At 73.0% G+C, this 21,107-nt stretch carries 25 protein-coding genes; 11 read left to right on the top strand and 14 right to left on the bottom strand.

Annotated elements, in window-relative coordinates; all coding sequences use genetic code 11:
* Positions 1–24: 24 nt before the first annotated feature.
* The 6 genes from QRY02_RS17620 (at position 25) to QRY02_RS17595 (ending at position 4,166) form a co-directional block, all read left to right on the top strand.
* Positions 25–1,524 carry a family 43 glycosylhydrolase gene (locus QRY02_RS17620; protein ID WP_285992618.1) on the top strand — a complete coding sequence of 500 codons (1,500 nt, stop codon included), beginning with the start codon at positions 25–27 and terminating at the stop codon, positions 1,522–1,524.
* A gap of 24 nt (positions 1,525–1,548) precedes the next feature.
* Positions 1,549–1,737 carry a hypothetical protein gene (locus tag QRY02_RS17615; RefSeq protein WP_285992617.1) on the top strand — a complete coding sequence of 63 codons (189 nt, stop codon included), beginning with the start codon at positions 1,549–1,551 and terminating at the stop codon, positions 1,735–1,737.
* Positions 1,738–1,824: 87 nt separating this feature from the next.
* Positions 1,825–2,544 (top strand): transglycosylase SLT domain-containing protein, encoded by a 720-nt coding sequence (locus QRY02_RS17610; RefSeq protein ID WP_285992616.1) that lies wholly within the window; start codon positions 1,825–1,827, stop codon positions 2,542–2,544.
* 1 nt (position 2,545) lies between these two features.
* The gene (locus QRY02_RS17605; RefSeq protein WP_285992615.1) at positions 2,546–3,553 is read left to right on the top strand and encodes a CHAP domain-containing protein; all 1,008 of its coding nucleotides are present in this window, start codon (positions 2,546–2,548) and stop codon (positions 3,551–3,553) included.
* Positions 3,550–3,813 carry a YbaB/EbfC family DNA-binding protein gene (locus QRY02_RS17600; RefSeq protein WP_285992614.1) on the top strand — a complete coding sequence of 88 codons (264 nt, stop codon included), beginning with the start codon at positions 3,550–3,552 and terminating at the stop codon, positions 3,811–3,813. Before QRY02_RS17605 ends, QRY02_RS17600 begins: the two co-directional genes overlap by 4 nt.
* A 101-nt stretch (positions 3,814–3,914) precedes the next feature.
* The gene (locus QRY02_RS17595) at positions 3,915–4,166 is read left to right on the top strand and encodes a hypothetical protein (protein WP_285992613.1); all 252 of its coding nucleotides are present in this window, start codon (positions 3,915–3,917) and stop codon (positions 4,164–4,166) included.
* A gap of 22 nt (positions 4,167–4,188) precedes the next feature.
* On the opposite strand, the gene QRY02_RS17590 is transcribed toward QRY02_RS17595, so the two are convergent.
* Positions 4,189–4,962 carry an ESX secretion-associated protein EspG gene (locus QRY02_RS17590; protein WP_285992612.1) on the bottom strand — a complete coding sequence of 258 codons (774 nt, stop codon included), beginning with the start codon at positions 4,960–4,962 and terminating at the stop codon, positions 4,189–4,191.
* Positions 4,963–5,010: 48 nt separating this feature from the next.
* Between QRY02_RS17590 and QRY02_RS17585 the strand changes: the two genes are divergently transcribed.
* Positions 5,011–5,796, top strand: a complete 786-nt coding sequence (locus QRY02_RS17585; protein ID WP_285992611.1) for a helix-turn-helix transcriptional regulator — start codon at positions 5,011–5,013, stop codon at positions 5,794–5,796.
* Here QRY02_RS17585 and QRY02_RS17580 read toward each other — a convergent pair.
* The 7 genes from QRY02_RS17580 to QRY02_RS17550 all read right to left on the bottom strand — a co-directional run bounded on the left by QRY02_RS17580 (position 5,708) and on the right by QRY02_RS17550 (position 9,948).
* Positions 5,708–6,271, bottom strand: coding sequence for a hypothetical protein (locus QRY02_RS17580; protein ID WP_285992610.1), 564 nt, complete (start codon positions 6,269–6,271; stop codon positions 5,708–5,710). The genes QRY02_RS17585 and QRY02_RS17580 overlap by 89 nt on opposite strands.
* Positions 6,272–6,300: 29 nt before the next feature.
* Entirely contained in the window at positions 6,301–6,993 is a 693-nt protein-coding gene (locus QRY02_RS17575) for a hypothetical protein (RefSeq protein WP_285992609.1), read from the bottom strand.
* 80 nt (positions 6,994–7,073) lie between these two features.
* Positions 7,074–7,361, bottom strand: a complete 288-nt coding sequence (locus QRY02_RS17570; RefSeq protein WP_285992608.1) for a type VII secretion target — start codon at positions 7,359–7,361, stop codon at positions 7,074–7,076.
* Complete coding sequence (locus QRY02_RS17565; protein WP_285992607.1) at positions 7,358–8,530, bottom strand: PPE domain-containing protein; 1,173 nt, start codon at positions 8,528–8,530, stop codon at positions 7,358–7,360. Before QRY02_RS17565 ends, QRY02_RS17570 begins: the two co-directional genes overlap by 4 nt.
* Positions 8,523–8,954, bottom strand: a complete 432-nt coding sequence (locus QRY02_RS17560; protein WP_285992606.1) for a hypothetical protein — start codon at positions 8,952–8,954, stop codon at positions 8,523–8,525. Before QRY02_RS17560 ends, QRY02_RS17565 begins: the two co-directional genes overlap by 8 nt.
* The gene (locus QRY02_RS17555) at positions 8,861–9,637 is read right to left on the bottom strand and encodes an ABC transporter permease (protein ID WP_285992605.1); all 777 of its coding nucleotides are present in this window, start codon (positions 9,635–9,637) and stop codon (positions 8,861–8,863) included. Before QRY02_RS17555 ends, QRY02_RS17560 begins: the two co-directional genes overlap by 94 nt.
* The gene (locus QRY02_RS17550) at positions 9,589–9,948 is read right to left on the bottom strand and encodes a P-loop NTPase family protein (RefSeq protein WP_285992604.1); all 360 of its coding nucleotides are present in this window, start codon (positions 9,946–9,948) and stop codon (positions 9,589–9,591) included. Before QRY02_RS17550 ends, QRY02_RS17555 begins: the two co-directional genes overlap by 49 nt.
* A 402-nt stretch (positions 9,949–10,350) precedes the next feature.
* On the opposite strand from QRY02_RS17550, the gene QRY02_RS17545 reads away from it, so the two are divergent.
* Positions 10,351–11,376 carry a potassium channel family protein gene (locus QRY02_RS17545; RefSeq protein WP_285992603.1) on the top strand — a complete coding sequence of 342 codons (1,026 nt, stop codon included), beginning with the start codon at positions 10,351–10,353 and terminating at the stop codon, positions 11,374–11,376.
* Positions 11,377–11,433: 57 nt separating this feature from the next.
* Here QRY02_RS17545 and QRY02_RS17540 read toward each other — a convergent pair whose 3' ends face one another.
* Positions 11,434–12,303 carry a M56 family metallopeptidase gene (locus QRY02_RS17540; RefSeq protein WP_285992602.1) on the bottom strand — a complete coding sequence of 290 codons (870 nt, stop codon included), beginning with the start codon at positions 12,301–12,303 and terminating at the stop codon, positions 11,434–11,436.
* On the bottom strand, positions 12,300–12,656 hold the full coding sequence (locus QRY02_RS17535) for a BlaI/MecI/CopY family transcriptional regulator (RefSeq protein ID WP_285992601.1): 357 nt from the start codon (positions 12,654–12,656) through the stop codon (positions 12,300–12,302). The genes QRY02_RS17540 and QRY02_RS17535 overlap by 4 nt, the downstream gene beginning before the upstream one ends.
* Positions 12,657–12,768: 112 nt before the next feature.
* Between QRY02_RS17535 and QRY02_RS17530 the strand changes: the two genes are divergently transcribed.
* From QRY02_RS17530 to QRY02_RS17520, 3 genes are all read left to right on the top strand, one after another.
* A complete protein-coding gene (locus QRY02_RS17530) occupies positions 12,769–14,541 on the top strand; it encodes an ArnT family glycosyltransferase (RefSeq protein WP_285992600.1) in 1,773 nt (590 codons plus the stop codon).
* A gap of 137 nt (positions 14,542–14,678) precedes the next feature.
* A complete protein-coding gene (locus QRY02_RS17525; RefSeq protein WP_285992599.1) occupies positions 14,679–15,542 on the top strand; it encodes a DUF8832 domain-containing protein in 864 nt (287 codons plus the stop codon).
* A gap of 34 nt (positions 15,543–15,576) precedes the next feature.
* Positions 15,577–17,814: a heavy metal translocating P-type ATPase gene (locus tag QRY02_RS17520; protein WP_285992598.1), complete on the top strand. Its 2,238-nt coding sequence runs from the start codon at positions 15,577–15,579 to the stop codon at positions 17,812–17,814.
* 84 nt (positions 17,815–17,898) lie between these two features.
* Here the strand turns inward: QRY02_RS17520 and QRY02_RS17515 are convergent, their stop codons facing one another.
* From QRY02_RS17515 to QRY02_RS17500, 4 genes are all read right to left on the bottom strand, one after another.
* Entirely contained in the window at positions 17,899–18,462 is a 564-nt protein-coding gene (locus QRY02_RS17515; RefSeq protein ID WP_285992597.1) for a DUF305 domain-containing protein, read from the bottom strand.
* 62 nt (positions 18,463–18,524) lie between these two features.
* Positions 18,525–18,938, bottom strand: a complete 414-nt coding sequence (locus QRY02_RS17510) for a DUF6153 family protein (RefSeq protein ID WP_285992596.1) — start codon at positions 18,936–18,938, stop codon at positions 18,525–18,527.
* A gap of 47 nt (positions 18,939–18,985) precedes the next feature.
* Positions 18,986–19,888 carry a hydroxymethylglutaryl-CoA lyase gene (locus tag QRY02_RS17505; protein ID WP_285992595.1) on the bottom strand — a complete coding sequence of 301 codons (903 nt, stop codon included), beginning with the start codon at positions 19,886–19,888 and terminating at the stop codon, positions 18,986–18,988.
* A 2-nt stretch (positions 19,889–19,890) separates the two neighbouring features.
* Positions 19,891–21,099, bottom strand: coding sequence for a CaiB/BaiF CoA transferase family protein (locus tag QRY02_RS17500; protein ID WP_285992594.1), 1,209 nt, complete (start codon positions 21,097–21,099; stop codon positions 19,891–19,893).
* Between the last annotated feature and the right edge of the window lie 8 nt (positions 21,100–21,107).

Raw genomic sequence — 21,107 nt, 5'->3', positions numbered from 1 at the left:
GGCCGCTCGAACGGAGGACAGGAAATGCTGAAGAAAACGATCGTCTCGGTCCTGCTTCCCCTGGCGATTGCGCTGACGCCGGTCGGCTCCGCCGGCGCGGCTGCTCCGGGGCCGCAAGTGGCCGCCGGTGCCACGATCCAGAACGACGTGTTCTGGAAGGACACCTCGGGGAATCCGATCTACTCCCAGGGCGGCGGGGTGCTGAAGGTCGGAAGCACGTACTACTGGTACGGCGTGAAGTACGGCGGTGCGGTCAGCTACTACAACAACCCGGCCGGCGGCAAGAACAGCGACGTTTCCTTCAACGCGATCACCATCTATTCGTCCACCGATCTGGCGAACTGGAAGTTCGAGGGCAACGCGATGACGCCCTCGGACATCGGAGGAGCCGGCTGGGTCGGCCGGGTAGGGGTTTCGCGCAACCCCACCACGGGCAAGTACGTGCTGGTTTCCCAGCTCGGCAGCGAGCTGGTGTTCGGTACGAGCAGCACGCCGAACGGCCACTTCACCCGGGCGGGAACCCAGTCGAGCATCGGAGGTGTTTCCACCGGCATGTCCGGTGACCAGTCGGTCTTCACCGACGACGACGGCAAGGCGTACCTGGTCTTCAGCAACAAGAGCGGCCGGTCCCACCTGTACGTCTCCCCGTTGCGCACGTCGGACTTCCTGTACGCCGAAGCCGCCAAGAACGTCTACAACAGCTCCTCGGGCGGGCGTGAAGGCAACATCATGTTCAAGCAGAACGGAACCTACTACTTCTGTTCTTCCGATCTGCACGGCTGGAACGCCTCCCACACGTACTGCATCAGCGCGAAGAACATCATGGGCCCGTACTCGGCGGAGTTCGTGCTGCCGGGCACGGACGCCGACTTCTCGCACGTCACCCAGACCGGCCTGGCGTTCACGGTGACCGGTTCGGCAGGCTCGTTCGTCATGTTCGGTGGCGACCGCTGGAGCGACTTCGCCGGCAACGGCCTCGGCTACAACGACTGGGTCCCGGTCACCTTCACCGGGACGACCCCGGTGTTCCATTCACTCAGCCAGTGGACCGTCGACGCCGCCGCCGGGACGTGGTCCGTGGGCAGCGGCAACAACCACGTCCTGAACCCGGGCGCGGAGGCCGACCGGGTGGCCCAGAACGACCTCGCCGGCTGGAGCACCACCGGCGGCGCCGTGAACAGCAACAAGCTCGGCGGGCACACCGGACGCTGGGCGATCGCGCAGAGTTCGTCGTCGGCCTACACCGCGAGCAGGTACCAGAACATCTCGCTGCCGAACGGGTCCTACACGCTGTCGGCCTGGGTCAAGAGCAGCGGCGGCCAGAAGAAGGCGACCATCTTCGCCAAGAACTTCGGCGGCAGCGAGGTGAATTCCTCGATCAACCGGTCGATCGGCACCTGGACGAAGGTCACCGTCTCCGGCATCGCGGTGACGAACGGGTCGATCCAGGTCGGGGTGTTCTCCGACGCGAACGCGGGCAACTGGGTGAACGTGGACGACTTCACCCTGGTGCAGGGCGGCTAGCGCGCCGGGCCCCTCGTCCCGGCGGTGCGCGGGGCTCTGTCGCGGATGGCGTTCTTCGGCGACCAGGCGCCGGCCATCCCGACGATCGCCCTGGTCAACGTGCGGCGCCACCTGGGCTACACCGCCCTGCTGATCTTCGCCGGGCTGCAGACATCGACACGGCGTCGTTCCCGGGCCGATCGACCGGAGGTCAACGCCCTCTTCGCGCCGTAGCGGGGACGTGGGTCGCGCGTGCACCCGGCTTGTCCCTGTGTGCAGCACGCCTACCGGGACGGTCACCCGGACGGGCAAGGTCGGGCCATGACGAAGCTGAGCGCCGAGCAGATCGCCCGGCACGCCTACGCGGCCGGGTTCCGCGGTCAGGGCCTGACCACCGCCGTCGCGGTTGCGCTGGCCGAGTCCGGCGGGCGGACGACCGCGCACAACGCCACCCCGCCGGACGACTCCTACGGCCTTTGGCAGATCAACATGCTGGGCGCGCTCGGCCCGGAACGGCGCCGGCAGTACCACCTGAAGTCCGACGACCAGCTGTTCGACGCGGACACCAACGCGAGGGTCGCGAACCGCATTTCGGGCGACGGTCACGACTTCACGCCCTGGTCGACGTACACGAACGGCGCGTACAAGCACCACCTGACGGCCGCGCGCGAGGCCGCCCGAGACGTCACGAAGCACCACGGGAAGACCGGCGGTGGTGCGAGCTCGGGTGGCCGCCCGCTGCGGGTGGACGACGCGGTGCTGCACTCCTACGTGCACCGGACCCGGCACGTCGCCGACGCGCTGGGCACCGCGGCCGGGCAGCTGCGTGACGTCCGCGAGATCGCCCGCGACAGCTTCGGGAAGATCGGCGACGAGTCGGGGTTCGCCGACGCGCTGGCCGGGTTCGGCCTGGCGCTGCAGCGCCAGGTCAACGGCGTCGGCGCGCACGCCGGCGGGCTCGCGTCGGCGGCCGGGAAAGCCGCGAAGTCCTATCGCGACCACGAGACGGCCACCGCCGCCGCGCTGAACGGGAAGGGCTGAGATGGACACCGCCGCGCTCGCGCGTTCCTTCGCGAAGGACCTCATCGCGCACCGCAACAAGCTCGCCGGGAAGGCCGAGGACGCCGTCCGGGCCGAATACGCCCTGCACCAGGTGGCCGGGGCGCTGGACGCCCAGCACGACGCCTACCACAAGGAAAGCACCACGGTCCTGGAACACTGGCACGGCCGCGGCGCCGACGGCTTCCGCCACGACAGCGCGAAGCTGACGAAGGAGCTGCGGATCACCGGTGCGGCCGGCGCGGCGGCGGAGAAGGTCGTCGCGCACGTGGCATCCACGGTGGACAGCGGGCACACGGCCGTGCAGCGGCTGGTCGACGAGTACACCGCCCAGGCCAAGCAGGTCCTCGACGCCGGTGTCGCGGCCGGGACGCAGGCGGCGCTGATGCGGGCCGTCGGGCACGCCGCCGACCTGGCGCCGCGGTACACGCGGCAGTCGGCGTCGACCCTGCGCCACGTCGACGCGGAACTCGAGGCGGCGGCGAAGAGACTGCACGAGCTGCGCAAGGACCTGGCGCACGATCACGTGGTGGACAAGGCGGCGAAGACGACGCATCCCAGCAAGGTTCCGGGCCGGGGCACGGAGATCGTCCACGCGGCACGCAAGGAACTGGGCACGCGCGAGAACCCGCCGGGCAGCAACCGGAACCCGTACGGCCCGGCCGCCGCGTGGTGCTCGTCGTTCGCGACGGCGATGTGGCGCAAGGCCGGCGTGAAGATCCCGGTCCTGCCCTTCAGCGGCGACGTCTACCACTGGGGCGAACGCAACGGGCACGCCTACGGAAAGAACTCGCTGCACGAAGCGAAGCCGGGGGACGTGCTGATCTTCGGCACCGGCCCGCAGAACACGTCGACGAGCACGCACATCGGCATCGTCGAGAAGGTCGAAGGGAACCAGGTCACGATGATCGAGGGCAACTCCGGGGACGCCGTCCGCCGGAACACGCACACGCTCTCGGCATCGACGTTCTACGGAGGGGTCCACCCGTGATCACCGGAAGAGCCGCCGACCGGACGGTCGCCGTCGAGGTCGCGCCCGGCGGGGCGCTGCAGGAGCTGACCCTGGAAGCCGCGGCGCTGCGGCTGGAGCCGGACGAGCTGGCGCGCCGGATCCTGCTGCTGACGGCGGCCGCTTCGGCGCGGGCGACGGCGTCCTTGTGGTACACCCGGGACGGGGTGGCCGCCCTCGGCCTGCCGGAGCCGGGACAAGCCGCGGAAGAGACCACACCGGACAGTTGGCGGGCGCAGTGACCAGGACGGCTGTGGAGCTGGCTGACGACGCTTTCGCGGCCCCGGAGCCAGGGTATGGGGCCCGGCTGGCGGCGATCCGCGCTGCCGCGGCGGATGATGGCGTGTCGGTGGTCGTCGATTTGCACGGCGCGCTGGTGGACCTGCGGTTCGACCGGTGGGCGCTGAACAAGCCGCCGGGAGAGCTGGCCGGGCTGATCCGGCGGCTGGCGTCGGAGGCGGGGACGGATGCCTTGCGCCAGGGCCGCGAGCTGCTGGGGGACTTGCTGCCGGACGAGCCCGGGCCGCCCGCGCGCCCCAGCCGGCCGCCGGACCCCGACGAGGACTCCCTCGTCCCGGCGACCTGGGCGACGTGACGACGGGGTCGCGAGATACCGCTCAGCGGACGTCGTCGACCATGCGCGCCAGGCGGTCGGCGAGCCAGGCGCCGCCGGCGGGGGTCACCGTCACCCACGGCTCACCGCCCACGTCCTCCGGGGTCACCGCGTACCGGCCGGCCGCCGTGTCGAACCACGCCAGCACCGGGCTGCGGCCCGCCGGGCCGGTCGCCGCCAGCTGGCCGGCCGTGTACCGCTCCGCCGTCACCAGCGTCGCCAGCGGACGGACCGCGCGGCCGGTGATCCCGGCCGTGCTCAACGCCCGCTCGAACGCGTCGTACCCGCTGCGCGCGTAGGCGTCCATCGCCGCCGAATACGCCGCACGCGGCAGCCGCAGCTGGTCACCCGGACCCGCATCGACGTCGCCGGCCATCCGGGCCACCGCGGGGACCAGGCCGTCCGGGTGCGCCGGCTCCAGCACCAGGTCGCGGTCGTCCAGCACGGCGAGCACGCCGGCGCCGTCCCGCGCCGCCGCGAGCAGCCGCCACGGCGCTTCACCCAGCACCAGCGCGTCGATGCTCAGCGTCGGCGAACCCAGCAGCACGACCAAGCCCGCCAGCTCGGGGTCGACGTCGTCGCCGTCCGTGAAGCCCGCCTCGGCGAGACCGGCGAACACCTGGACGCCCAGGTCGTCGCGTTCGGCGTGCGTCGCGCCGTGCGACGGCACGTCGAACGGGTACGGCGGCGGGCCGCCCGGTCCCAGGTCCTCCCAGAGGAGATCGAATTCCAGATGCGACAGGATCACTCCCGCCGCCGTCGCGGTGCGCCGCGCCATGGTCCCCCTTCCCGTGCCGAGCGGCCGGCGTCCGGCACGATGGTGCCGATGGCCGAGCCGCAGTCGATGGACGTCCCCGCGAGCGGGTACCTCGTCGTCCGCGCGTCCGGCGCGGCGGCCGCCCGCGCCGCGATCCTCGGCGGCCGCAGGGATCCCGAGGACGTGCAGCTGCTGCTGCGCTGTCCCGTTCCGCGGGCGGTCGCCGAGTCCGGCGCGAAGCTGACGTTCGCCGATGCGACGCTGCACCTGCAGCCGTCCGGCGTCGTGATGCTGACCGTCGCGGCGGCGAAGCTGTCGATCTCCTTCGCCGAGCTGCGGCCGCTGATGTTCCGGCCGGTCGAGGTCGACGCGCCGCTGCGCGGCCTCGTCGCGAGCGCGGTGGCGCACGTCGTGGCGGCCGGTCCGCGGCTCGACCCGCACGGGCTCGCGCACCACCTGCTGGGCCTGGCCGAACTGGTGCTGCGGAGCGCGCTGCGGGTCGAGCTCGACCGCGTCGACGCGCTCGCGGCCCGGCGGCGTGAGGCCCTGGAGTACATGCGCGCCCACCTCGGTGAGCAGTCGCTCAGCGCGGACAAGATCGCCGAAGCGCTGTACATCTCGCGTCGGCGGCTGTACCAGCTGTTCGACGACGGCCAAGGCGTGTCGGAACGGCTCAAGGGCCTGCGGGTCGAGCGCGCGAAGGCGTTGCTGGCCGACCCGGCGAAGGCGGGGCGCGGGATCGCGGAGATCGCCCGGGACTGCGGGTTCACCAGTGCCCCGCACTTCTCGCGGACGTTCCGCCAGGCGACCGGCCGGACCCCGCGCGAGTTCCGGGAGCGGGCGTTGCGGGGGTGAGGTCGACGCCGGCGACGAGCGTCCCGGCCAGGCCGGCGACCTCCAGCCAGCCGCGGCCACCGGGGGAGTGCAGGGTGAACACGGCCGCGCGCGGCCGGTCCGGGTCGAGCACGACGGCCTGCAGCTGCGCGCCGGACAGGCCGATCCGCTCGACGATCACCACCGGGTAGCCGCGGCCGGTCTGTGCCGAGCTGACCTCACGGATGCCCGGAGTCGTGTCCGCGAGGAAATAGCCGAGGTCGGCGGCCTCGTCGATCGGGCCGTCGACCGGGACGACTCCCGCGATGAGCAGGGCGGGATCGGCGTCGCGGTGTTCGACGAGGGCCAGCAGCCCGGCCCGCTGCTCGTGGGCGATCTCCGCGCACTGGACGGCGGCGGTTTCCAGGCCGAGGTCGCGGGCGGCGTCGGGACCGCGCAGGCGGGCCATCAGCGCGTGCAGCTCGGCGGTGGTGCGCTCGACCGAGTCCAGGTTCACCGGGGTGATCCCCGGAACGGCGGGCAGTCTCACCGGCCACCCAGTGCCGCGGCGAACGCGCTGACGGCCCCCGGCGACGGCGTGACCGGCACTACGGGGGTCTTCGCGACGGTCACGCCCAGCTCGCGCCCGGCGGCCGAGAAGGTCTCCAGGTGTGCGGCCACGCCGGGGAAGCCGGGTGCTTCCGGCAGGGGGGCGCCGTCGCCGAGGGCGCTGAGCCGCTCGGCGACGCGGGTTGCTTCGGTGCGGTGGGCGCGTTCCAGGTCGCGGGCTTCGGCGAGGATGTGGTCGAGGTCGTCTCGGCGGGCCGCGAGCCGGGCGCGGGCGGCAGTGAGGTTCGGCTGGGTGCCGGGGGAGAACTGGGCTTCGGTTTCGGCTTGCTCGACGTCGTCGTGCGCGGTCGTGACGGCGTGGCGCGCGGCGGTGGCGCGGCGGTCGAGGTCCTCGGCCCGGCGGTGGTTCGCGAGAAGGGTGCCGGCCCAGTCTTCGAGGACTCCGGCGGCGGCGCGGAGGGCGTCGCGGGTTGCGGACAGGCCGGCGTCGGCTCGTGCGGCGCGGTCCGCGAGGGCTTGCGCGGACCGGCCGGCCCACTCCGGGATCGTGCCGGGCGAGGGGATTTCCTCGATCCGGGCCGCGGTGGCGGTGTAGCGGCGGGCGGCTTCGGCCACGGCGTCGGGGCGGCCGGGGACCGGGTCGAAGCCGAGGCCGCGGAACTCAGCCATGGGCGCGCCCCGGTCGGCCGGAAGCGGGGCTGCCGGGCGCGCAGGTCGACCGGCGGGCGGCGTTCGCGGCGTGCTTCCGGTCAGCCATCGGCTCGGCCCAGCTCCTCGGCCGCAGCAGCATCCGTGGCCCGGTAGGCCTTCGCGGCCGTCCGGACGCTCGCCGCCGCACGGGCGAAGTCCGTTTCCACCGCCCGTATCCTGCCGGACCACTCGCCGGTCAACGCGGCGAGCGCCACCGAGACCGGCGCCGGGCCGAGGTCGTCCGGTGCCTCCAGCGAGTGCGCGGCCGAGCGGTACTCGTCCGCCGTGTCCTCCAGCCGCAGCGCCAGCGCGTCGAGGGCCGACGGGTCGGCGTGGAAGCCGGTCATTCGCCGAACACCGGGGGATACGCCGGCGGGAGGTCGTCGAGCAGGTCGTAGCCCTTCGCGTACTTGTCGCGGTGCTCGGTGTCCTCTTCGCGCCGCGCGCCCTGGCCCGGCGGGTACATGCCGTACCCGCCCGCCGGGCCGCGGCCGCTCGTCCCGCCCGGCCCGAAGCCCGGTGTCCCGGCTCCGAACCGTCCCGCGCCGGCTCGGCCGGCTTCCCCGAGCGTCCCGGAACCCGGCGTTCCGGCTACGGGTACACCGGCGAAGCCCGAACTGGAGGCAGCAGCAGCCGGCGAACCCGGCCCGGCGGCGCCGATGACCCCGTCGAGCGCGCCCGGGACCCCGGCGCCGGTGAACGTGGGGGGCAGCGCGGACGCCGTCGACGTCGAGTCGTCCGGTCCGGCGCGCCGCTCGTTGCGGGATCCCCCGTCCGGCGGCGGGACCGGATCGTGGGGGACCGGCGGCGCGGGCGGGGTCCGGACCACCGGCGGCCGCGGTGCGGCGCCGGAGCCGGCGGTCACCGGCGGGGCCGTGTCGAACTCCGGGGGCAGGCGGTGGCGGACGTCGTGGCTCGCGCTCTCGTACTGCTCCATCACCCGGACGGCCGCGGCCTTGGCGTCGTCGGCTTCCTTCTTCGTCGGCAGCTTGTCGTCGAGCAGCTGGTCCAGCATGTACGTGCCCTCGGGACCGTCGAGCCGCTTCACCGCGTACCCCTGCCGGAACCACCGCTCGGCCCAGTAGTGCACCGGCTCGGGCATCCGGTTCCGGGCTTCGCTGACCACCGACGTGTACGTGTCGAGGCCGGAGCCGACGCGGTGGGCGTTCTCGCCCACCGTCGTCGCCCAGCCGGTCAGCCGGTCCACCGATTCCGCGGCCTGATCCGCCGACGGCCCCTGCCACGATTCCCGCAGCTTCCGGACCAGCGCCGACACCTCTTCGGTCGCGGAGCTGACGCCGGTGGCCACCTCTTTCCACCAGGCCGCGTGCTGGTCGAGTTTCGCCGGGACGGCCGACTGCACCATGTCCCACAGCTCGCGGTGCTCGTAGCTGTCCCAGTTGATCCGGCCGAACGTGGCCTCGCGGTTGTTGACGGCCTTCTCCCGGCGGACCCGCCGGTCCTTGGCCCGCTGCCGAGCGGTCGGGGCGTGGTGCGTCGAGTGCAACTCAGGCATCGGCGTCCCCCGTCGGCAGGGCCGCGGCGGCCTCTTCGTCGTTGCCCTGGTGCATCGTCACGACCGTGTCGAGCGTCTGCCGCAGGGTCGCGAGCTCGGCCAGGTACGACTGCAGCGCGGCCTGGACCCCGCCGGCGTCGGCGCCACCCCGCACCGCGAACGAGCGGCGCATCCAGTGGGCGACCGGTCCCTTGCCGTCGGCCAGGTCGGTGTCGAGGGCGCGGGCCGTTTCGAGGTGGCGGCTCAGCTCGTCGTAGCGCTCGTCGATGGCCCTCTTGACGTCCTCGACCCCGTCGTAGTGGAGTTCGACGCCGCCGGTGCTCGCGGTGGTCACCGGCCCGGTGATGACCAGCTCGTTCGTCTCGTGCCGCTGCTCCGCGCGCAGCTGCCGCCGCGCGTCGGCCTCGTTGCGCACAGTCGCCATGGAGTCCTCCTCGCCACCCAGGCGTCCATCCTGGCCAATGCGCGCCGCGTTGAGAAGACCGACCCACCCGGGTGCACGGGTGGACAGGAAAACTGCACGGGCGGATAGCGCGGGATGCCCGGATGATCAGCGGTCTTGGTCGGCGTGCTTCCACCACGAGGCCGTGCCGAGCACCCCGGCGGCGCCGACGGCGGCCACGAGGGCGTAGCCGAGCAGGCCAGATAGCCGCGGCCGGCGCCGGCGGCGAGCGCGAACGGCGTCACGACGGCGAACGTCATCACGGCGGTGAGCAGCAGGTTGACCAGGCCGGTGGCGGCGACGCCGGCCGACCAGCCGGGGAGACCGAGCGCGGCGCCGACGACGAGGCCGAGCACGGAGGTCCGGAGGGTGAGCAGCAGGCACCAACCCGCGGTGACGGCGAACTTCGCGCCGACGATCGTGGTGCGCGGGGTCGGCAGCGCCAGGAGGTCCTTGACGGTGCCCTGGCCGAACTCCCGGCCGAACGTCCGGACGACGATGACCCCGAACAGGACGGAGCCGCCCACGGCGATGGTCTGGGCGAGCAGGGCGAAGTAGGCCGGGGCACGACCGCGGTCTCGCACCGCGACGCGCAGCCCCGGACGGGCCTGCGCGGTCAGGTCGGCAGTGCCGCCTTCCCAGGCCAGCCGTCCGCGGTCGAGCACGCGACCCGGCCGGCCAGGCGGGCGACTTCGGTGAGGATGTGGCTGGACAGCAGGATCGTCACCCCGTCGTGGTGGGCCAGGTCGTGCAGCAGGTTCCGGATCTCGGCGACGCCGGCGGGGTCGAGCCCGTTGGCGGGTTCGTCGAGGATCAGCAGCTCGGGCCGGTTTTCGGTGACGGTGAGTTCCGGGTAGGCGGAGGGCGTTTCGACGAGGTAGCCGACCTGGGCCCAGACGGCGTTGCGGCCGGGCCCGGCCTGTTCCCCGAACAGCCGCACCTGGCCGCGGGTGGGGCGGACGAGGCCGAGCAGCACCCGGATGGTGGTCGTCTTGCCCGCGCCGTCGAGGCGACGGTCCCTCTACTCCGGCAGCACCCCGGAATGTCCTCAATGGACGCCGGTGTCCTCTTGTCCGGCTTCCGGCCGAAACAACCGGCCGGTCCGCCGGCGCCGAAGCGAGCGAGCAAACGAGGAGTGCCCCGCCCGTTCGCAAAAGAAGGGAGCGATCGTCGCCGTGCTGTTTCCGCCCAAGCGGGGATTTCCCGCTTTTCGGACGGAAGGAGTCCACTTTGTACGGCTTCTTGACCTGGCCGGGCCGTCACGGTCCGATAAAGACGGTTGTGTCCGATGTGCGGATATGTTCCGCTGACCCGAATCCGGGCACCGGACGACTCGCGTCGGGTGAATGCGTGGTCGCAGCGTGTGAAGGGAGGCGGGTTGTCGTTCTTCCTTTCGCGGCTGCTGGCCCGCTGGGTGCTCGGCCGCGGTTGGCTGCTGCCGGTCGTCGTCGTGGTCTTCGTGTTCGTGACGAGCTGGCCGCTCATGGTGTGGGCCGAACCCACGGGCAGTGAGCTGGTCGAGCCGGGCAACTACTGGTGGTACTTCGTGGTGACGGCCGCGACCGTCGGGTACGGCGACTTTTCGCCCGGGACCATGGCCGGGCACTTCGTCGGTGGCTATGTCATCGTGGGCGGGATCGCCACGCTCACTTCGGTGTTCACCAGGCTCGCTTCGATGCTGGAGCAGGCGAAGGGACGACGCATGCAGGGCGCGGACACAGTGACGAAAACCGGGCACACCGTCCTGGTCGGCTACACCGCCGGGCGCACCGAGCGGATCGTGGCGCAGCTGCTCGCCGACGACGTGAGCGCGCTCGTCCTGTGCGCCGGGGACGAAGTGCCGGTCCACCCCGTGCCCGCGCAGCCGGTGGACTTCGTCCGGGGCGAGCTGACCGCTGCGGACGTCCTGGCTCGCGCCGGCCTGGCCCGGGCGGCGGCCGTGCTCGTCGACGTCGGGGACGACAACGAGGCGTTGGCGGTCGCGGTGATGGTCGGCCACGCCGCCCCGGCAGCGCACATCGTGGTCACCTTGCGGGACATGGAGAAGGCCGACCTCGTGCGCTACGTGGACCCGCGGATCAGGTGCGTCCCCTGGCACACGCCGTGGATGGTCACCGAAGAGATCACTTCTCCCGGCATCGCGGAGGTCTACACCGAGCTGATGACCGCGGGTGGGGCGAGCACGTATTCCGTGGCCTTGCCGGCGTCGTCGGGTGGGCTGTCCGTGGAACGGTGCGGGATCGCGCTGGGCCGGGCCTACGGCGCCACCATCCTCGCCGTGCGGACCGGTGACGCGCTGGTCGTGAACCCGGAGTGGGGCAGCGAACTGCCGGCGGGTGCGATCCTCTACTACGTCGGTCCCCGGCGGCTGACGGCCGGAGATGTCGCCGACGCGTTGCGCTGAGCGGAGCCGGGCTCGGCGCAGGGGCGGCTGGGCTGCGTCGCCGCGGCGAAATGACGCTCAGCGCGGGGTGAGCAGCAGGCTGAGCGGCGTCGCCAGCAGGGTCAGGACAGCGGCGGTGACCAGCCAGGGCAGTACGCGCGGACCGCTGACCGGAGGTCGGCGGAGCCGGTCGATCCGATACGTCGTGGCCGCTGCCGCGCCGAGGGCGCCGGGCGGTGCCGCGGCCGTGCCGTGCGCGCGGAACTTTTCGAGCGCGGCGGCCACGGTGTCGCGGCCGTGCCTGCGGGCGGCCCGGTCGTCGGCCCGCATTTCCAGCAGGAGGTGGATGTCCGCGCTCAGCCGGCGGCAGCCGGGGAACAGCCGCGCCAGCGCGGCGAACGGGGCGAGCGCGAGCGCGTGACGTTCGCGCAGGTGGGCGTGCTCGTGGGCCAGGACGGCGGCCAGTTCGCCGTCGGTCAGCAGGCTGCGTGCGCCGGTGCTGAGCACGATCTCGGCCGTGCGGCCGGGGACGCAGTAGGCGACCGGCAGGGGATGGTCCAGGACCAGGGTGCCGCCGCGCGGCTCGGCGAGCAGCGCGAGGAGGTTCCGATGCCGGGCTCGTTGCCGGGCGATCCGGACCGCGCACCACAGCTGCTGTCCGGTGAGCGCGGCGGCCAGCGCCAGTCCGGTGGTGATCGCGAGTGCGCCGAGCGGATCGCGGGGGTCGGCGGCGAAGGAGAACAGGCCGGGCACGATGCCTTGGCGCAGCGGCATCAGCCCCAGCGCGAGCAGCCCGCTGACGGACGCGACGACGATCGTCAGGGCGACCGCCTGCCACAGCGCCACCGCCAGCCGCGGACGCAGAACCGGCCACCGCGCCCGGCGCAGGTAGCCCGCCGCGAGCCCGGCGAGGACCAGCGCGGCGAGGTGGTGCAGGACGTAGATCATGTCCGGCGCTTGCGGGTGAGCGCCTTGCGCAGGACGTCGGCCTCGTCGGCGCTCACCGCCTGGGCGAAGTGCGTCAGCGCGCCGCCGCGGTCGCCGGTCTCGCCGAGCGCCTCGAACATCAGCTCGGCGACGTACTGGTCGCGGCTCGCCGAGGGGGCGTACAACCAGGCACGGCCGTCGCGTTCCCGGAGCACGAAACCCTTGTCCGCCAGGCGGGACAGCACCGTCATCACCGTCGTGTAGGCGAGGCCGCGATCGGCGAGTGCCTCGTGGACCGCGCGCACGCTGACCGGGCTGGTGCGCGCCCACAACGCGTCCATCACGGCGCGCTCCAGCTCGCCGAGCTTTCCCATCGCCCCTCCGTTCGGCACGACACAGCTTCTCTGACACAGCGTAGTAGACAGGTCCCGGCCGCTGTAGTACTACTTCGTGTAGTACTACAAACTGTAGCGGAGGAGGGCTGCGATGCGACGGCCGCTGGTCGTGCTGACCCTGGTGGCGGGCTGTCTTCACGGCTGGGGGCTGTTCCGGGGCGGGACGCATTACTACTACAGCGCGGCGGTGCGCGGCATGAGCACGAGCTGGTCCGCGTTCGTCTTCGGCGCCGTCGATCCGGCGGCGAGCATGACCGTGGACAAGCTGCCGGGCGGCCTGTGGATCCAGGCGTTGTTCGTGCGGGTGTTCGGGTTCCACTCCTGGGTCCTGCTGCTGCCGGGCGCGCTCGCCGCGACGGCCACCGTGCCGCTGCTGTTCGCGGCGGTCCGCCGCTGGGCCGGGACGCGAGCCGGGCTGATCGCCGCGGCCGTGCTCCTGGCATCGCCGGTGGCGTTCGCGACGGCGCGGGTCAACCTCGTCGACCCGCAGCTCGTGCTGTGCCTGGTCGCGGCCGCCTACGCGCTGACCCGCGCCCTCGAAGACGTCCGGTGGCGCTGGGTGGTCGCCGCCGGAGCCCTGGTCGGCGTGGGATTCCAGATCAAAATGGCCGAAGCCTGGGTCGTCCTGCCGGCCCTGATCGCGGCTTGCTCGGTGGGTCCTGGACCACGGCTGCGGCGCGCGGTGGCGCTGAGCGGGACGGCGCTCGTGGTGTCGCTGGCGTGGCTGGTGGCGGTCGGCTTCGTGCCCCGCGGCGAACGCCCGCACGTCGACGGCAGCCGGGGCGACTCGTGGTGGGAAATGGTCTTCGGCTACAACGGCCTCGGCCGGAGCCTGGCCGGTGGCGGTTCGCCGTTGTCGTCGACTGCGGCGCCCTACGGCGGGCCGCCCGGGCCGCTGCGGCTGCTGGACGACCAGCTCGGCGGGCAGATCGGCTGGCTGCTTCCGCTGGCGCTGGTGCTGCTGGCCGCCGCCTGGTGGCCGCACCGCCGCGATCCTCTGTGGACCCTCTGGGGCGGCTGGCTGCTGACGGGCGCGCTGGTGCTGAGCTTCCTGCCGGGCATCCACCCGTACTACGCGACGCTGCTCGCGCCGGCCTTGGCCGCGGTCGTCGGTGCCGGTGTCCCGGTGGCCTGGTCGTGGTGGGGGGACCGCAGCGGCCTCCGGTGGGTCCTGCCGATCGGCGGGGTGCTTTCCGTCGTGGGCGCCGCCGTGGTCATGAACCGCGCGGGCGGACCGGGCTGGCTGGTGGCGGTCGCGTCCGTCGTCGTCCTCGGGATGGCGCTGCGCGGGCCTCGTCGTGCGGTCGCCGCGCTGGGTGCGGTGGTGCTGCTGGCGGCGCCGGTCGCCTGGATCGCGATCACCCCGGCCGTGGCGGCGAACTCGATGCACACCGCCAACCCGGTCGCCGGACCGCAGACCGCCGTCGCGGTCTTCGGGGTCGCGGATCCCCGCGTCACCCTGGCCCGCATCCTCGGCATCCCGCCGACCGGGCCGGTCCCCGCCATCGACGCGCCCCTGCCCGGCTCCGCCGTCGACCCGGCCCTGCTCGAGTACCTGCGGACCCGGCGGGCGGGGGAGCGGTTCCTGTTCGCGACCGGGGACGCGAGCACCGCGTCGCCCTACCTCGCCGCCGGGTACGGCGTGCTCCCGATGGGCGGGTTCACCGGCTTCTCGCCCTATCCCGAGCCGGCCGAACTCGCCGGCCTGATCCGTGGCGGACAGCTGCGGTTCCTGTACCTGACCGCGGTGCCCGGACTGCCGGGGGTGCTCGGGGAGCGCGCGCAGTGGGCCCGAAGCCACTGCGCACCGGTGCCGCTCCGGACGCCGAGCGGCATGACGCTGTTCGACTGCGCGGCGGTCTAGCGGTTGCTGTTGTCGCCGCCGCTGAGACACAGGTCTCTTGATACCGGTACCCCCTAGGGGTACCTTGACGGAAGACGGCGACGTCGCACCCCGAAGGTCGCCGGTTGAACCGGCGACCCGAAACCGAGGAAACTGCCATGAACACCACCGCACGGCTGGCCGTGTTCGGCGGAGCGCTCGCCCTGCTCGCGGCCGGTGGATTCATCGTCGGGAAGACGGCCGGCCCGGTCTCGGCCGCGACCGGCGAAGCCGGCCACGGCGAGACCCACGAGGGCGCCATGCCGAACCACGCGGAGACGGCGGCCGCGGACGCTCTGCCGGGCGGGCTCGCCTCCAGCAAGGACGGCTACACCTTCACCCTCGCCGACCCGGCCCTGCAGGCCGGGCGATTCTCGTTCACGATCAGCGGCCCGGACGGCAAGCCCGTCACAGCCTACGACGTCGAGCACGAGAAGGAGCTGCACCTCGTCGTGGTCCGCCGGGACACCGCCGGGTTCCGGCACGTCCACCCGGAACTGGCGCCGGACGGCACGTGGAGCGTCCCGCTGACCCTGCCCGCCGCGGGCTCGTACCGGGCGTTCGCCGACTTCGCGCCCACCGGTGGGAAACCGATGACCCTGGGCGCCGACCTCTCGGTCGCCGGGAACTACCAGCCCGTGACCCACCTGCCCAGCCGTACGGCGCAGGTCGACGGCTACACCGTCGAGGTCGCCGGCGACCTGACCGCGGGGAAGACCTCGCCGCTGACGCTGGAGGTCAGCCGTGCCGGCGTTCCGGTCACCGACCTGCAGCCCTACCTGGGCGCCTACGGGCACCTGGTCGCGCTGCGCGAAGGCGACCTCGCCTACCTGCACGTCCACCCCGAGGGGGAACCCGGCGACGGCAAGACGGCCGCCGGACCGCAGATCGGGTTCGCCGCCGAGGTCCCCAGCGCGGGCACCTACCGGCTGTTCCTCGACTTCAAGCACGGCGGCGTCGTGCGCACCGCCGAGTTCACTTGAGCACCGGCCACTGACCGCGGAAGGAGAGCCGATCATGACCGAGATCGAACTCGCGATCGGTGGCATGACCTGCGCGTCCTGCGCCAACCGCATCGAGCGCAAGCTCAACAAGCTCGACGGCGTCACCGCATCGGTCAACTACGCGACGGAGAAGGCGCGGGTGCGCGCACCCGAAGGCGTCGACCCGGCCGCGCTGGTGGCCACCGTCGAAGCCGCCGGGTACAGCGCGACACTGCCCCGGCCCGAGAAGCACGAGTCCGAAGTGGACGAGGAAGATCCGGCGCGGCCGTTGCGGCAGCGGCTGATCACCGCTGCGGTGCTCGCGGTGCCGGTGATCCTGCTGGCGATGGTGCCCGCGCTGCAGTTCACGTACTGGCAGTGGATTTCGCTGACGCTGGCCGCGCCGGTCGTGACGTGGGGCGCGTGGCCGTTCCACCGGGCGGCGGGGACGAACCTGCGCCACGGCGCGGCCACGATGGACACGCTCGTGTCGATGGGCGTGCTCGCCGCGTTCGCGTGGTCGTTGTGGGCGTTGCTGTTCGGCACCGCGGGGACGCCGGGGATGGTGCACCCGTTCGAGCTGACGATCGCCCCGTCCGACGGCGCGGGCAACATCTACCTCGAAGTTGCCGCCGGCGTCACGACGTTCCTCCTCGCGGGCCGCTACTTCGAGGCGCGGTCCAAGCACCGCGCCGGGGCGGCGCTGCGGGCGTTGCTGGAGCTGGGCGCGAAGGAAGTCGCCGTGCTGCGGGACGGCGCCGAGGTCCGCATCCCGACGTCGGAGCTGGCGGTGGGGGACCGGTTCGTCGTGCGGCCGGGCGAGAAGATCGCCACCGACGGCGTGGTCGAAGACGGCCGGTCCGCGGTCGACGCGTCGATGCTCACCGGCGAGCCGGTGCCGGTGGAGGTCGGCGAGGGCGACGCCGTGGCCGGGGCGACGGTCAACGCCGGCGGCCGGCTGGTCGTGCGGGCCACCCGCGTCGGCGCGGACACGCAGCTGGCGCAGATGGCGAAGCTGGTCGAGGACGCCCAGAGCGGCAAGGCCGAGGTCCAGCGGCTGGCCGACCGGGTGTCCGGGGTGTTCGTGCCGTTCGTCATCGGCCTGGCGGCCGCGACGCTCGGGTTCTGGCTCGGCACCGAGGCCGGCCCGGCGGCGGCGTTCACCGCGGCGGTCGCGGTGCTGATCATCGCCTGCCCGTGCGCGCTGGGCCTGGCCACGCCGACGGCGCTGCTCGTCGGGACCGGCCGCGGTGCCCAGCTGGGTGTGCTGATCAAGGGCCCGGAGGTGCTGGAGTCGACCCGCCGCGTCGACACCGTCGTGCTCGACAAGACCGGCACGGTCACCGCCGGCCGGATGACGCTCACCGGCGTGCACCCGGCCGAGGGCGTCGACGAGGCCGAGCTGCTGCGGCTGGCCGGTGCCGTGGAGGACGCGTCGGAACACCCGATCGCCACGGCCATCGCCCGCGGCGCCCGGGAGCGCGTCGGTGACTTGCCCGCGGTCGAGGACTTCGCGAACGTCGAAGGACTCGGCGTGCAGGGCGTCATCGACGGCCACGCGGTCCTGGTCGGCCGCACGGCGTTGCTCGAGGACTGGAGCCGGCCGCTGCCCGCCGACCTCGCGGCGGTGAAGGCGGCGGCCGAGGAGCGCGGGCAGACCGCGGTCGGGGTGGCGTGGGACGGCGCGGCCCGTGGCGTCCTGGTGGTCGCCGACACGGTCAAGCCGACCTCGGCCGAGGCGATCGTCCAGCTGCGGGAGCTGGGCCTGACCCCGGTGCTGCTGACCGGGGACAACACGGCGGCCGCGCGGGCGGTGGCGGCGGAGGTCGGGATCGACGAGGTGATCGCCGAGGTGCTGCCCGCGGACAAGCTCGACGTCGTCAAGCGGCTGCAGGATGAGGGCAAGGTCGTCGCAATGGTCGGCGACGGCGTCAACGACGCGCCGGCACTGGCCCAGGCCGATCTGGGGCTGGCGATGGGCACGGGCACGGACGTCGCGATCGAGGCGAGCGACATCACCCTGGTCCGCGGCGACCTGCGCGCGGTGGCCGACGCCATCCGGCTGTCACGGCGGACGCTGCGCACGATCAAGGGCAACTTGTGCTGGGCGTTCGCGTACAACCTGGCGGCGCTGCCCCTGGCCGCGGCGGGGATGTTGAACCCGATGATCGCGGGCGCGGCGATGGCGTTCAGCTCGGTGTTCGTGGTCGGCAACAGCCTGCGCCTGCGCGGCTTCACCGCCCGCACGGCGGGGGGACCCAGCCGGTCCTGACAGCCCTGCTCCGCGGAGATCTCAGGTAAGGGCCCGGCACTCGCCGGGGCGGTGGCGCACCGCACCGCCCCCGGCGAGCCGTGATCAGCTCTGCGTGAGCAGGCCCCGCATCTCGGTGATTTCCGCCTGCTGGGCGTCGATGATCTTCCGGGCCAGCGCCTTCGCGCCGGCGTTGCCGCCCTTGGACAGCTCGGTCCTGGCCAGGTCGACCGCGCCCTGGTGGTGCTCGATCATCATGTCCAGCCACATCTTGTCGAACTCCGCGCCCTTGGCGGCTTCGAGCTTCTTCATGTCGTGGTCGGACATCATGCCGGGCATGCCCGGCATGCCGGCGCCCCAGCTCGTCAGCCAGCTGTGCATCTGCTGGATCTCCGGGTCCTGCGCCTTCGCGATGCGGCTCGCGAGGTCGGCCACCTTCGGATTGGTGCTCCGCGACGGAACCAGCTTCGCCATCTCCAGCGCCTGGCTGTGGTGCGGAACCATCTGCTGGGCGAAGGTCACGTCGTCGGCGTTGTGGTCGGCCGCCGCTTGCGCGGAGGAAGACGGCGCGCTCGGGTCCATCCCGGACATCGAGTCGTTGCTGCTGCAGGCGCCGAGAAGCACGGCGGAGGCGACGGCGATGCCGCCGATGAGGACGGGTTTGCGCATGACGAATCCTTCTCTGTGTTGCCGGGGTGATTTCGACGGGGCCGGTTACCGGGCCGGGTCGATCACGTGCGCAAGACACAAAGGGACGTCAGGATTTCGCGGCCGCCTCGGTCGGGCGGACGTCCGCGGCGCGCCACGCCACGAAGGCCGGGGAATCGGGAAAAGGTGGTGTCCAGCCACGAAATTCCCAGGAATGCGAGCAGGGCGAGCAGGAGGGCCCCGGCCGCGTACAGCACGGCCATGCACAGGTGGAGCAGGTCGTGCAGGCCGTCCGGCATGCAGGGATCCTGGTCCCCGGATTCCGGTGCGCAGTCGGCCATCCCCGGCCCGAAGCCGGATGCGACGTGCGCGGTGGCGGTCGACGGGGCGTCGCTCATGCCGTGGGACAGGCTGACGTGGTGCATCGCGAGGACGCACACGGCGAGGGCGCACAGCAGGACGACCTGCTGCACCTTGCCCAGCCGGGTCGCCGTCACCGTTTCACCGTAGCAATCCACTACCGAGGACGATCGATCCCGCTCGGTCAGCGGAGGGCGGCCGGAGTCGCGGGGATCGCCGCCAGGGCCGAGCCGAGCCGGTGGCCGACCGCCAGTCCCACCTGGTCCCGCAGCTCGGCCAGCTTCTCGACGTCGATTCCCGTCGCGATGCCTTCGCCGTGGAAGAAATCGACCAGGTCGTCGGTGGCGACGTTCCCCGAGGCGCCCGGGGCGAACGGGCAGCCGCCGAGGCCACCCAGTGCGGAGTCGAACCGGCGGATGCCCAGCGAGAGCCCCTCCCACGCGTTCGCCGCCGCGCGGCCGTAGGTGTTGTGCAGGTGCAGGCCGAGCGGGACGTCCGGCAGTTCGTCGCGCACCGCGTGCACCGTCGCGCGGAGCCGCCCCGGCCGGGCCGCGCCGATCGTGTCGGCGAGGTGGACGACCCGCGCGCCCAGCTCGCCCAGGCGCGCGGCCACGTCGGCCGTCCGGCCGGGGTCGGTGTCGCCGTCGAACGGGCAAACGAACGCCGTCGCGATGGCGGCCTCGATCGCGACCCCCGCCGAGGTGAGCAGGGCGGCGCAGCCGGCCAGCCGGTCGAGCGCCGCGGCCGTCGGCACGCCGGCGTTGGCTGTGCTGTGCCCGTCACTGGCCGACACCACCAGGCGCACCGACTTCGCGCCGGCGTCGATCGCCTGCCGCGCCCCGCGTTCGGTGAACACCAGGGTGTGCAGGCTCGCCGGGACGTCGGGAAGGAGTGTCCGCAGCACTTCGCCGGTGTCGGCCATCTGCGGCACCCGGTGGGCGGAGACGAACGAGCCGACTTCCAGCGAGCGCAGGCCCGCGTCGATCAGGCCGCGGGCGAGCCGGACCTTCTCGTGCGACGGCACGGCGATGGGCTCGTCCTGCAGGCCGTCACGCAGCACGACCTCGGTGATGAGGACTTCGGTCATGGTCAGATCACTCCGTTCTCGCGCAGGCGGGCGACCGCCTCGCCGGTGACGCCGAGCTCGGCGAGCACGGCTTCGGTGTGTTCGCCCAGTTCCGGCCCGAGCGCGCGGGTGCGGCCGGGACGTTCGGTCAGGGTCGGCACGATGCCGGGGAAGGTGATTTCGGCGTCGTGGCCGCGCACCCGGTGCCGCTCGTGCATGCCGCGGGCGGCGAAGTGCGGGTCCTCGGCGATGTCGGCCGCGGTGAGGATCGGCCCGCTGGGCACGGCGGCGGCCAGCAGCGCGGCTTCGGCGGCTTCCTGGGGCAGCGTCGCCGCCCACGCGCCGATCGCGTCGTCGAGCAGCCCGGCGTGCGCCACCCGGCCGGCGTTGTCCGCGAAGCGGGGGTCGCCGGCGAGGTCGGCGCGGCCGATGGCGTGCATCAGCCGCCGGAAGATCGCGTCGCCGTTGCCGCTGATCACGATGTACTTGCCGTCGGCGCAGCGGTAGGTGTTGGACGGCGCCACCCCGGGCAGTGCGGAGCCGGCCGGGCCGCGCACGACGCCGAAGGCTTCGAAGTCCGGGATCAGCGACTCCATCAGCGAATAGACGGCCTCGTACAGCGCGACGTCGACCACCTCACCCGGGTTCGCGCCCGGCTCGCGGTCGCGCCGGAGCAGGCCCATCAGCGCGCCGATCACCGCGTAGAGCCCGGCTACGGAGTCGGCGAGGCTGACTCCGGCACGCGTGGGGGCCTGGCCCGGGTAGCCGGTGAGCGCGCGCAGGCCGCCGATCGCTTCGGCGACGCCGCCGAAGCCGGGCCGGTCGCGGTAGGGACCGGTCTGGCCGTACCCGGAGACGCGGACGACGACCAGCCGGGGGTTGAGCGCGCGGAGCTCGCCGGGGCCGAGGCCCCAGCGTTCGAGGGTGCCGGGCCGGAAGTTCTCCAGGAGGACGTCGCTGCGGGCGGCCAGCGCGCGGACGATCTCCTGGCCTTCGGGGCGGCGCAGGTCGACGGTCACCGAGCGCTTGTTGCGGCCGAGCGTGCGGAACAGCAGCGACGTGTCACCGGCGTGCAGCCGCCAGCGCCGCAGCTCGTCGCCGATACCCGGGCGCTCGACCTTGACGACGTCGGCACCGAAGTCCGCCAGCAGGCGGCCGGCGGTGGGCGCGGCGATGAAGTTCCCCAGTTCGACCACCCGGATGCCGGCCAGCGGCCCGGTTTGCTCACTCATGCACGACT

The organism is Amycolatopsis sp. DG1A-15b, from assembly GCF_030285645.1.
GTDB lineage: Bacteria > Actinomycetota > Actinomycetes > Mycobacteriales > Pseudonocardiaceae > Amycolatopsis.
This window is presented reverse-complemented; position numbering and strand designations above follow the sequence as displayed.

Bases quoted from the DNA above. Each gene is read 5' to 3' on its own strand.
- QRY02_RS17620 (WP_285992618.1), top strand. From the start codon at position 25: ATGCTGAAGAAAACGATCGTCTCGGTCCTGCTTCCCCTGGCGATTGCG.
- QRY02_RS17610 (WP_285992616.1), top strand. From the start codon at position 1,825: ATGACGAAGCTGAGCGCCGAGCAGATCGCCCGGCACGCCTACGCGGCC.
- QRY02_RS17605 (WP_285992615.1), top strand. From the start codon at position 2,546: ATGGACACCGCCGCGCTCGCGCGTTCCTTCGCGAAGGACCTCATCGCG.
- QRY02_RS17590 (WP_285992612.1), bottom strand. From the start codon at position 4,962: ATGGCGCGGCGCACCGCGACGGCGGCGGGAGTGATCCTGTCGCATCTG.
- QRY02_RS17585 (WP_285992611.1), top strand. From the start codon at position 5,011: ATGGCCGAGCCGCAGTCGATGGACGTCCCCGCGAGCGGGTACCTCGTC.
- QRY02_RS17575 (WP_285992609.1), bottom strand. From the start codon at position 6,993: ATGGCTGAGTTCCGCGGCCTCGGCTTCGACCCGGTCCCCGGCCGCCCC.
- QRY02_RS17570 (WP_285992608.1), bottom strand. From the start codon at position 7,361: ATGACCGGCTTCCACGCCGACCCGTCGGCCCTCGACGCGCTGGCGCTG.
- QRY02_RS17565 (WP_285992607.1), bottom strand. From the start codon at position 8,530: ATGCCTGAGTTGCACTCGACGCACCACGCCCCGACCGCTCGGCAGCGG.
- QRY02_RS17560 (WP_285992606.1), bottom strand. From the start codon at position 8,954: ATGGCGACTGTGCGCAACGAGGCCGACGCGCGGCGGCAGCTGCGCGCG.
- QRY02_RS17540 (WP_285992602.1), bottom strand. From the start codon at position 12,303: ATGATCTACGTCCTGCACCACCTCGCCGCGCTGGTCCTCGCCGGGCTC.
- QRY02_RS17535 (WP_285992601.1), bottom strand. From the start codon at position 12,656: ATGGGAAAGCTCGGCGAGCTGGAGCGCGCCGTGATGGACGCGTTGTGG.
- QRY02_RS17530 (WP_285992600.1), top strand. From the start codon at position 12,769: ATGCGACGGCCGCTGGTCGTGCTGACCCTGGTGGCGGGCTGTCTTCAC.
- QRY02_RS17525 (WP_285992599.1), top strand. From the start codon at position 14,679: ATGAACACCACCGCACGGCTGGCCGTGTTCGGCGGAGCGCTCGCCCTG.
- QRY02_RS17520 (WP_285992598.1), top strand. From the start codon at position 15,577: ATGACCGAGATCGAACTCGCGATCGGTGGCATGACCTGCGCGTCCTGC.
- QRY02_RS17515 (WP_285992597.1), bottom strand. From the start codon at position 18,462: ATGCGCAAACCCGTCCTCATCGGCGGCATCGCCGTCGCCTCCGCCGTG.
- QRY02_RS17505 (WP_285992595.1), bottom strand. From the start codon at position 19,888: ATGACCGAAGTCCTCATCACCGAGGTCGTGCTGCGTGACGGCCTGCAG.
- QRY02_RS17500 (WP_285992594.1), bottom strand. From the start codon at position 21,099: ATGAGTGAGCAAACCGGGCCGCTGGCCGGCATCCGGGTGGTCGAACTG.